At 58.2% G+C, this 8,919-nt stretch carries 6 protein-coding genes, 2 pseudogenes and 1 other annotated feature; of the genes and pseudogenes, 2 read left to right on the top strand and 6 right to left on the bottom strand.

The genetic code is table 11. The annotated features are described in order from the left end of the window. The first annotated feature begins 946 nt into the window (after window positions 1-946). Entirely contained in the window at window positions 947-1,756 is an 810-nt protein-coding gene (locus BM438_RS39845; RefSeq protein WP_093646073.1) for an H-NS family nucleoid-associated regulatory protein, read from the top strand. A gap of 1,423 nt (window positions 1,757-3,179) precedes the next feature. Here the strand turns inward: BM438_RS39845 and BM438_RS39835 are convergent. Further along, window positions 3,180-4,382 (bottom strand): porin, encoded by a 1,203-nt coding sequence (locus tag BM438_RS39835; RefSeq protein WP_244179567.1) that lies wholly within the window; start codon window positions 4,380-4,382, stop codon window positions 3,180-3,182. Window positions 4,383-5,188: 806 nt separating this feature from the next. Between BM438_RS39835 and BM438_RS39830 the strand changes: the two are divergent. Then, window positions 5,189-5,816 (top strand): annotated as a pseudogene (locus BM438_RS39830) (IS3 family transposase); the annotation flags it as partial. Next, window positions 5,466-5,581 (top strand) — a sequence feature (AL1L pseudoknot). It overlaps the preceding pseudogene by 116 nt. 9 nt (window positions 5,817-5,825) lie before the next feature. Here BM438_RS39830 and BM438_RS39825 read toward each other — a convergent pair. The 5 genes and pseudogenes from BM438_RS39825 to BM438_RS39810 all read right to left on the bottom strand — a co-directional run bounded on the left by BM438_RS39825 (window position 5,826) and on the right by BM438_RS39810 (window position 8,877). Next, the gene (locus BM438_RS39825; protein ID WP_093646069.1) at window positions 5,826-6,116 is read right to left on the bottom strand and encodes a hypothetical protein; all 291 of its coding nucleotides are present in this window, start codon (window positions 6,114-6,116) and stop codon (window positions 5,826-5,828) included. A gap of 637 nt (window positions 6,117-6,753) precedes the next feature. Continuing rightward, window positions 6,754-7,029 (bottom strand): annotated as a pseudogene (locus tag BM438_RS39820) (SDR family oxidoreductase); the annotation flags it as partial. A 163-nt stretch (window positions 7,030-7,192) separates the two neighbouring features. After that, entirely contained in the window at window positions 7,193-7,606 is a 414-nt protein-coding gene (locus BM438_RS46495; protein ID WP_244179566.1) for an alpha/beta hydrolase, read from the bottom strand. A 69-nt stretch (window positions 7,607-7,675) separates the two neighbouring features. After that, window positions 7,676-7,930, bottom strand: a complete 255-nt coding sequence (locus BM438_RS46490; RefSeq protein WP_244179565.1) for a hypothetical protein — start codon at window positions 7,928-7,930, stop codon at window positions 7,676-7,678. A 74-nt stretch (window positions 7,931-8,004) separates the two neighbouring features. Beyond that, the gene (locus BM438_RS39810) at window positions 8,005-8,877 is read right to left on the bottom strand and encodes an MBL fold metallo-hydrolase (protein WP_208620752.1); all 873 of its coding nucleotides are present in this window, start codon (window positions 8,875-8,877) and stop codon (window positions 8,005-8,007) included. Window positions 8,878-8,919 lie beyond the last annotated feature (42 nt).

Genomic DNA, 8,919 nt, shown 5'->3' with positions numbered 1-8,919 from the left:
GGAAGGCCGCACTGAACCGCTTCACGATCCAGTTCGAAGAGCGGCTGGTGCCGGGTTAAACCTCAACCCGTTTACACAAAATTCCGGACACCCCCCGACCATGAGCACCTTTCGCACTCCGGGGCGACGAACCGCTCCGGGTGGCTGGTTAATGCTCGCGCACCACACCTCTGTGCGCCCCATGAACGCCGCGCCAGGCAATCACACGCGAATCCCAACTTTTCCCTGCAGACAGTTTGCGGGCGTGATGGCCATCCCGCACCGGCACACGGATAACCGTTCCGGCACATAGCAAACGCTCCGTCAACGTCTGTCTTCGACGGACGATACACCTGACGCCGCAGCATGCACACTCCAGTCCCGTCGTGCTGTGTCCTCACCACACCGATGGTCGGCGGATAGGCTGGGTCAATCAGGATCAGTTCGACACCCGCAAGAAGGCACTGCGCTGCGAGCAGTTGCCGGTACTTTGCTTAAAGCAGCCCCGAGAGCACGCAGGCCGCTTCCGGGCGGAGCTGAGCTGTTGCTTTCCTCTTCGCGGTGAAGTCCGGATCTTCTGCAACGAGGAGCTTTCGCGCTTCTTCTATCACCCGATCGTCGCCCGGAAGGCGCCGGCGAGAATCGCGTCGTGCTGGCTGGAACCTGCATTTTGCCGTAGCAGCGGGACGCTCCGGGGAGTCATGCGTGAGTTGTCCTCCAACGGCTCGAATCGGCGTCGCCATCCTGCGGTGATAGCCCATAAGCACGCTACCGGAATCTGCCGGGGGAGATTTCACACTATCAAATTAGCGGCCAAGAGATGGCGGCATCCTAATGCTCGGCGACCATTTCTTACACTTGCAATGCGAAATAAGATGAAAATGGGGCTGATTGTGTTTGAATCGATAGCATTAAAAGACAAGTGCGTGGCATAGTTCGATTTTTCTCAACAAAAAGGTGAATTGCCATGGCGACATTGGAACAGGTTCAGGCAAAGCTTAAGAAACTGCAGGCGCAAGCCGACGCGATGCTGGCGAAGAAGACGCAGGTTGTAGTGGATCAGATTCGCGCGTTGATGTTGGAGCACGGTCTTACCACGGCTGACATTGAGACCAAAGCAAAGGCGAAGCGTGAGGGCAACGCGCTCAATGGCAGCGCGCCCCGCGGTAGTATGAGAGTTGCCCGTGGAGAAAAAGCTAAACCAGTACCGAAGTACCTGGACCCCAAAACAGGTACAACCTGGAGTGGGTATGGCCGCGCACCGGCGTGGATTGCTGGCGCGAAGGACCGCACCAGATTTCTGATTGCAGATGGTACTGAAACTGCTATTGCCGAAAGTGCCGGTGCCACAGGTAAGGCGAAGGCCGCAGTTAAGACGTCTTCGGCGGCCGGCGCAGTTGCAGGCAAAGGTCAGCGAAAGGGACCTCAGCCGGCCATGTACCGCGACCCGGAATCTGGCGCGACCTGGAGCGGGCGAGGTCGGGCACCAGGTTGGTTGGGCGCGGACCGGAGCAAATTCCTGATAGATGGTGCAGGCGCAGGAGCGGACGCCAGCGCTGCGGTCGAGGCGCGCAAGCCGGCGAAGAAGTCTATTGCAGCGAAGGGTCCGGCGAAGAAGGCTGCCTTGGCAGGCAAGAAAACGACTACCAAAAAAGCTTCGACGACTGCAACGAAAAAGGTCGCGGCTAAAAAGGCTCAAAAGAGAAAAATGGGCGCTACCAAGAAGACGGTTGCGGCAACTGGTGTCACCCAAGCGCCGGAAGCCGCGGTCGCTTAGGCATCCTCCCGATGACGAGGAGTTGTAGGTTGCAACCGACTGCGGGGTACAACGGCCCCGCAGTCGCTGACCGCTATGTCATCTGCCGGGTCTTCGCATGGTTCAAGGCACATGCAAATCTCTCGCCGGCGGCCCGTGACGCAAAAGAGACGGCGGTGGAGTAGTGGCCGCAGGGCGGAGCGCTGGTCGCTATCTCCCGCGCTGACGGACGGGTCCCTCGTCGCCGACAGGCAGATGGCAGTAGCGTCGCGCACCTGGTTCGAGCGCACTTGCCACAGGTAAATTCTCGTCTTGTAGCGCTTGGGCGCGTTCTCCAACGGAGCCGGTTCGTCGACTCACCATGCCGTCGCTCCTCGCACTGCTACGCTTGACACCTTGGCGGCGAATTCGTGCCTGGGAATAAAACCGGTGGCTACTCATATCAAAAACTCTTCGTCATAGAAACTCTACGGTCGATATGTTTGCTATTCCTTTCGCGGGAGAACTGTTATCCGAGGGCCGCCGGCCTTCGGCCGGCGTGTGGTGTCTTCGACACCTGGTCGCCACGGCTTCGCCAGACTCCTGAAACGGAGCCTGTTCAGGCAGTTTTCAATCTGAACTGAGCGGGAGCCTGCGGCCGTCCACATACTCGGATCTTCGCTCTGTCGGGCGCCGTGTGTGAATCTGATGGATTCCTCGATTCCTAGCTTGCCGGCTGTCACTTTAATTCCTGGCTCTACCTATGAACGCTGCCAGTTCGCGAGCAATACCCACGGCCGTAATGTTGATGGGCTTGTCTCGCACTGTCAGCCGGCGGGATCTTCGGCACAGCCGCGCGTGGGCGTCCCAAGCGTGGTCGATGACGGCCCCGGGGCAGGCCTTCGAGAGGGGCCTGGATTTCCGGACTGACGCAGACGGGATGGTGGCGCCCGGCGGCTATGTTCTCCCCTAGCTTCACACCAAGCCGTTACCGGCTCAGCATGTCGGGGTAGGGAGCGGTTGATGGAACAACTGGTTTCATCAGGTCACACCTTCTTCAGTGAAACAGAAACTCAGGCGACTCTCATCGCACGTGGAAATCCGGACTGACATACGCCGTGCTATCGCTTTCCATGCTGACCTCCGTGCCGGAAATCGCCGGGTGTGGCCCTGTCCACACCGTGCGGCTCTGGCAGAGATGCAAACCCGCGTTTGTTTCCCTCGGCGGGCCAGCCCTTGCCTCACCAAAGTCATACTGATTAATCCGCGATTGGTTCCTCACGACAGGCCGGCCTCTGCCTCAGGGAAAGTCATGGTGTATTAACACAGGCCGCTGATTGACGACAGACAGAGGCCTGCGTCCATTCCATCCAGATTCCGGCCATTCTCCGATACCCCTTCAAAGACATCCGAAGGTCGGTGTCGCCTCGGAAACCGGCCGCTCAAGGTGCGGCCGGTTTCCTGATTAGAACCTGTGCGTCATGCCGAAGATGCCGGCGAGTTGGTGGTTGTTGCCCGAGTAGGCGCTGCCGTTAAGATCGGCAACGGCCCGCTTGCCCGTCGAATCAACACCCGAAGCCGTCTCGTAGAAGCCGATCGCGTAGAGCGAAGTGCGCTTGGACAATGCGTAGGTCGCGCCCAGGTTGAACTGGTTATATTTCGCGCTGCCCAAGTTGTTCGCACCGCTGTTGTGCGTGTAGATATACGCGCCATCGAGTTGCAACGCCGTGGTCACCTGATACTTCAGGTTGATTTCGCCGGAATTGAAAGTCGCCGTGCCGCCCGTGTACTTCGGGCCGGAAATCTGACCGACTGCATTCACCGAACCCAGGTTCTGGAATTGGGTGTTCGAGTACAACAGGCCGATAATTGCCGGACCAAGTGTGTACGAGCCGCCCGCCACGACGATCTGTTGCGAACCCGCTGACGCGTAGCCGCCGTAGATCTTATTGTTCATGTTGTCGTTCGCGCCCGTAGCGGAAGACGACGGCGTCGACGAATTTCCCTGATTGCCGAACGTCGCGTAATACGGGTCCTTGACGAACGTATAGCCGGCACCAAGTTTAAGTGGACCGTTCGTATACGAGACTGCCGCGTCCACAACCGAGTTTTGCGAGAAATTGCCTGCCTGGCCGCCCAGACTGTACAGCACGCCTACCTGCAAGCCTCTGTAGTTCGGGCTCGTGTACTTGATCGAATTCTGGACGCGGTTCGAGGTATTAACGTTATCGACGTCGCTCGCGCGCGTGCCGTAGCCGAGTCCGGAAGCCGCCCAGTCGGCGCCAGATGCGAACGTGGAGGTCAAATCATTGCTTGCCGAGTATTGGCGACCTGCCGTTACGGTACCCCAGGTCTTGCTGCTCAGTCCGACGAAAGCCTTGCGGCCGAACAGGAGGCCACCCTGGCTCAGCGTGCCGGTGCCAGAGGAGAAGCCGCTTTCAAGGGTGAAGATCGCCGACAGACCGCCGCCCAGGTCTTCCGTTCCCTTCATGCCCCAGCGCGACGACGTCGCCTGTGAGAACGCGTACTGGTGCAAACCTTTGACGTTGTTGTTGATGAGGATACCTGTGTCGACGATGCCGTACAGAGTCACGCTGCTTTGCGCGTGCGCCGCGCTACCGAGTGCGCTAAGCGTGAGGAAAGCCACCGAGGTCTTTATCATTTTCATCTGTTTTTCACTTTATTGAAGTAAGGATCTATCGCTCTCGTGATGAGAGTGATCTCATTGAACGTGGTTGCCCGGTGCAATTATCATAAGTAATGCTATGTAAGATACGTGAACCCGGCTAACCCACTACGAGCAAGAACTAGTCAATGCTGTTCTTACCGTTCCCGTGCGCCTCGAGGCGCCGACGCTTTTCGCCGGATATGCTGTTCCTGCCAAAATCAAAGCTCGGCAAAAATAGCCCACACTGAATTCTTTCGGAAGAGAAATTTTTGCCTTGTATTATGTTTGCAACGGACGTTACACGGATCGAGCATTTCGCCAAGTTGTTATGCGATAGCGTCACAAAAAAATGGCTAGGGCACGCGTCCCAAACAGTCGGACGAGACCCGAGTTTTGCGATTTGAGGCGGGTTGGGGTCAGCAAATCGTGATGACACGCGCTGAGCTGCACGTACTCGGTGCTTTGGTGTGCCAGACTCAAAAAGAATGCGATGGGTGCAGTTGAATCCCGAAGTTGCGGCTCACACAAGCCTTCGGCTGGTGACACGGTGACCGGCCGCTGCACCTTGGAAGTAGCCGCTGCCGAGGCGCAGGTTTGCACGTCTGCTCAGGGGCGACTTGAGGCGCTCAGCTTTCTCGATAGCGGCCGTTCGCGACAATGGAGAGTCAAGTTTCCTAACTGGCGGCTTCGGAAGTGACGCGGACTTGCTACCAAGTTCGACGCCGCTGCCGACAAAAAAGACGACACACCAAAAAATGAACCGCCCCATATTTGGTGCAGGCTCCAACTCTCGAGAGAACGGAGCTATGAACAAGTCGAACAAGTTTTCTGCTGAAGTCCGCGAACGTGCTGTGCGCATGGTGCAAGAGCATCGGGGGAGTATCCCTCACAGTGGGCAGCGATCGAATCCATCACCCCAAAGATCGACTGTACGAGCCAGACGCTGTCGGGATGGGTCAAGCGCGAAGAAGTTGATTGCGGTGAGCGTGCGGGCGTCACCACGTCGGAACGTGAGCGCCTCACGGCACTGGAGCGAGAGGTTAAGGAACTGCGCCGTGCCAATGAGATCCTGGAGCTGGCGAGCGCATTTTTCGCGCAGATGGAACTCGACCGCCGCCCGAAGTCCTGAAGGCCTGTATCGATCAGCATCGCGACCCCTTCGGGGTCAGTCGATCTGCAAGGTTTTGCGGATTGCCCCGTCGTGCTATCGGCGTCATGCCGCACAGCTTCGCGATCCGTCGCGGCGCTGTGCCCGAGCGAAACGCGATGAGTTTCTGAGTCCGGAAATCAAGCGAGTCTGGCAAGCCAACATGCGGGTCTACGGCGCGGACAAAGTCTGGAAGCAATTGAACCGGGGCGGTTATTGCGGTGACACGTTGCACCGTCGGGCGGCTGATGAAGCCGCAGGGTTTGCGCGGTGTGAGGCGTGGAAAGCGAGGCGTCTCACCAGGATGCTGCGCAGTCGTTTAGGAGCGGCGGGCCGATCCCGTCTAACTCCAATCGCTCAACCATGCCCAGCAACGCAATGTCTGCTTCCTTGAGCGTGTCATCGGCCTGCTGAGCCATTGCCCGTGCGAGGTTCGCGCTGGCAACGTGCGTTTCGCCCAGATCAACCGACTGCGCGTTCCAACTCCGGCAGCCATTGAGCACAACGAGAAACAGGCAGGCGAGCGCCACGAAAGATATCGCGCGCCAGATGATGGACGGTCTGTTTAAAATCAACCTATTCTCCATGGATAGCCTGGAAGCAACGGGTGATAAGGATTCCCTTCACAAAAGGCCACCGCGTCACACAGCCCCCTGGACCTGCTGGGCCATCGACTAAGCTCCCTCAACCAGCGCGGCATTCTGCTGCATGACTTCATCCATCTGCGTGACCGCCTGTTGACCAGGTCGACGCTCTTGCTCCGTTTCTGCGAGGCCGCGGTCGGTCATCTGACTGCCAACGAGAGCAGCTCACATATCGTCGTGCGTCAGTTATCGAGGCAGCACCCGTACATGTAGACTGGCCGATTGACAACTTGTGACGGCATGGTCCCGACCAAATTCTGCCATGTGCTCACATTCAGATAAATCGCAGATTTTAATAACTCTATTCATCCTAAGCTAACAATGGAGATTGGATGTTTGTGTCATATTGCAAGATCGACAGGATGGCCCCGGAATACACGAACAAGGTCCCGCAGAGTCGTGAATTCTTTGACGCGAAACAGCCCCCGATCTGAACCATACGAACGTCTATAGTAGCTGCGCTCCTGCGTCCAACATGTCTCAGCAATTCTTTTTAGAAGCTGGAATGGGGAAGCGGGTTGTTTTGATAACCGGCGCATTGGAGTAGGCGGTCATCTGTCTCTGCCGTAGTTAGGCGTGGTAGGCTCAAGATAGTGCCGAGCACGTTCGTATCAAACGTAGTGGCATAGGTCTCGGCGGACTGTTGGGTCAATGGGTCGGGATGGCCTTCGGTATCAGCGTTGTTGACGGCGACATCTAAGCGGCCAAACCACTCGACCGTTTTGTCAGCGATACTGCGCACGTCGTCTTCGCGGCGGACATCGGCGCGCGAACCGTCCTGGGCGAATGCGAGCGCGGTTGCGCAGCCGATGCCGGTGAGCGCCCCCGTGATGAGTACGACTGGGTGGGCGTTCATGCGCCTTGTCTTTCGGGTGAATACGCTGAGGTGACTTAATCGGACAGGAACATCGAGATATGACCGACGAAGAGCTCCGGGTACTGGTGGTGCGCGCCGTGAATGGAGTCGGCGTAGACGATCAGCTGCGCATTCGGGAGGTTCTGCTGCATGATGAAAGAGTTCACCGTGTGAAAGAATTCACCGTGGGCATGATGACGTCGTTACTGCCGTTCACGACGAGTGTTGGCTGCTTGATCGTCTTCAGATAGTTGTAGGCCCCCTTTTGCTGTACGCCCCAATTGCCCATCGCTTCGACCTGGGCGGGCGACACATTGTCGTTCACTTCGGGATCGCGGCCCTCTTGCCGAAGATGCGTGCGCTTCAGGAACTCTCGTCCCGCCGCCTGGCCTGCCGCGGACGGACTGAATTTGAACGCGAGCCAGACATGCTCGGGCGGATCGAAGGTGGCGCCGAAGAGCTGCCCTGCAGCCTGGGTCAGCAACTCCATTCCCTGACCGCCGCGCGGACCTGTGCCGTCGACGATCAACCTGCGAACGAGATCGGGTGCCGGTAAAGTGATTTCCTGCGCGACCATGCCGCCGATCGAGAAGCCAAATACGTCAACTCGCTTCAGAGGCCCAGCGCCTTGATGGAGGCGATGGCGTCAGCGTCCAGCCGCTCGAACGTCGTCGGGAGCTTGCCGGAGCTGCTGGCGACGCCCGCGTTGTTGAAACAGGATCACCCCCCGGTCGCGAGCCCAGCCACCCGTCACCGTCGGGTCCCAATGATCCGTGGCGCCGATGTAGTGCTGGCTAAAGGCGAGCGGCACGCCGTTGGCTTTGCCGAAGCGGCGATAGGCGAAACGGATTCCGTTGGCCTCGACAAACTGCGTCGGCGCGGTGTTGTGGGTATGAGTCATCACAAGCTTCCAACGCGATCGTCTTGGGATGCAAGGCCCGCACGGTTTTGCCGGTCTCAGCCCCAGGGGCGCCTCTATGCGTCCTTCTTCACGGCGTTCGCTGCGCTCCAGAGTGAGCCGGGGTTGGCGCGATCGGGATAGATTTGCAGCATCGCATCGTAGAGCTCACGTGCGGTCGATGTTGCTGCATTCAGGTGGTCGAAGTCGACGAGATATTGTCGCGTCTCGGCAATGCAGCGGGGATCATCGCCGTTTTCCGGCACCTTGTGTCCAGCGATCACCGCCTTCGGTTTCAGGGCATCAAGCTTGTCGAGCGTGGAAATCCACTCAAGCCGGCTCTGTGCATCGGTCTCGCCGAGATACGGATGAATGCCGTTGTAGACCGCATCCCCCGCGACGATTAGTCCGATCGATGGGACGTGCAGGCAAGTGGAATGAGCCGTATCGGTCCGCCCGGCATTCACCGCGATAAGTTTGTGCCCTTCCAGCTCCAGCTCATTGTTTTCCAGCGGCTCGGCGACCAACAGGCGGTCTGAAATCTCGCCAGGGAAAAGCCGACCCCAGAAGTTCTCGACCATGTCGGGCGATATTTGCGCATGCATGGCCTTGACGATTTCGGGTGCCGCGACTGCCTTGACGTGCGGGAATCGCTTCAGAAGCAATGGAAGGCCAAAGAAATGGTCGCCGTGTCCGTGGGTGATGTAGATCGCGGTCAGATTCTTGCCACTCGCGACGAGCCAATCGAGCAGAGTCTGCGATTGCTCGATCGTGAGAAAAGTGTCCACGAGAACCGCGTCACGTTCACCGTGGATTAGCGTTACCGAATTCGCCACCCACTTCAGCTCTTCCTTGCCGGGAGGCAAATCGCGCGAGAGGCCCTTGCGCCTTATCGAAAGCACATCCCATTTAAGGTTGGCGTTCGGAGTGTCCAATCCAGTCATCATCATACCTCTTGCTGTTGTGAGAGAGTCTCAATTGGCCGCGGCGAA

This window comes from Paraburkholderia aspalathi, assembly GCF_900116445.1.
GTDB classification, from domain to species: domain Bacteria; phylum Pseudomonadota; class Gammaproteobacteria; order Burkholderiales; family Burkholderiaceae; genus Paraburkholderia; species Paraburkholderia aspalathi.
Note: the sequence above shows the minus strand (reverse complement) of the source record. Positions and strands in the feature narration are given on the sequence as shown.

Bases quoted from the DNA above. Each gene is read 5' to 3' on its own strand.
- BM438_RS39845 (WP_093646073.1), top strand. From the start codon at position 947: ATGGCGACATTGGAACAGGTTCAGGCAAAGCTTAAGAAACTGCAGGCG.
- BM438_RS46490 (WP_244179565.1), bottom strand. From the start codon at position 7,930: ATGACTCATACCCACAACACCGCGCCGACGCAGTTTGTCGAGGCCAAC.
- BM438_RS39835 (WP_244179567.1), bottom strand. From the start codon at position 4,382: ATGAAAATGATAAAGACCTCGGTGGCTTTCCTCACGCTTAGCGCACTC.
- BM438_RS39810 (WP_208620752.1), bottom strand. From the start codon at position 8,877: ATGATGATGACTGGATTGGACACTCCGAACGCCAACCTTAAATGGGAT.
- BM438_RS46495 (WP_244179566.1), bottom strand. From the start codon at position 7,606: ATGGTCGCGCAGGAAATCACTTTACCGGCACCCGATCTCGTTCGCAGG.
- BM438_RS39825 (WP_093646069.1), bottom strand. From the start codon at position 6,116: ATGGAGAATAGGTTGATTTTAAACAGACCGTCCATCATCTGGCGCGCG.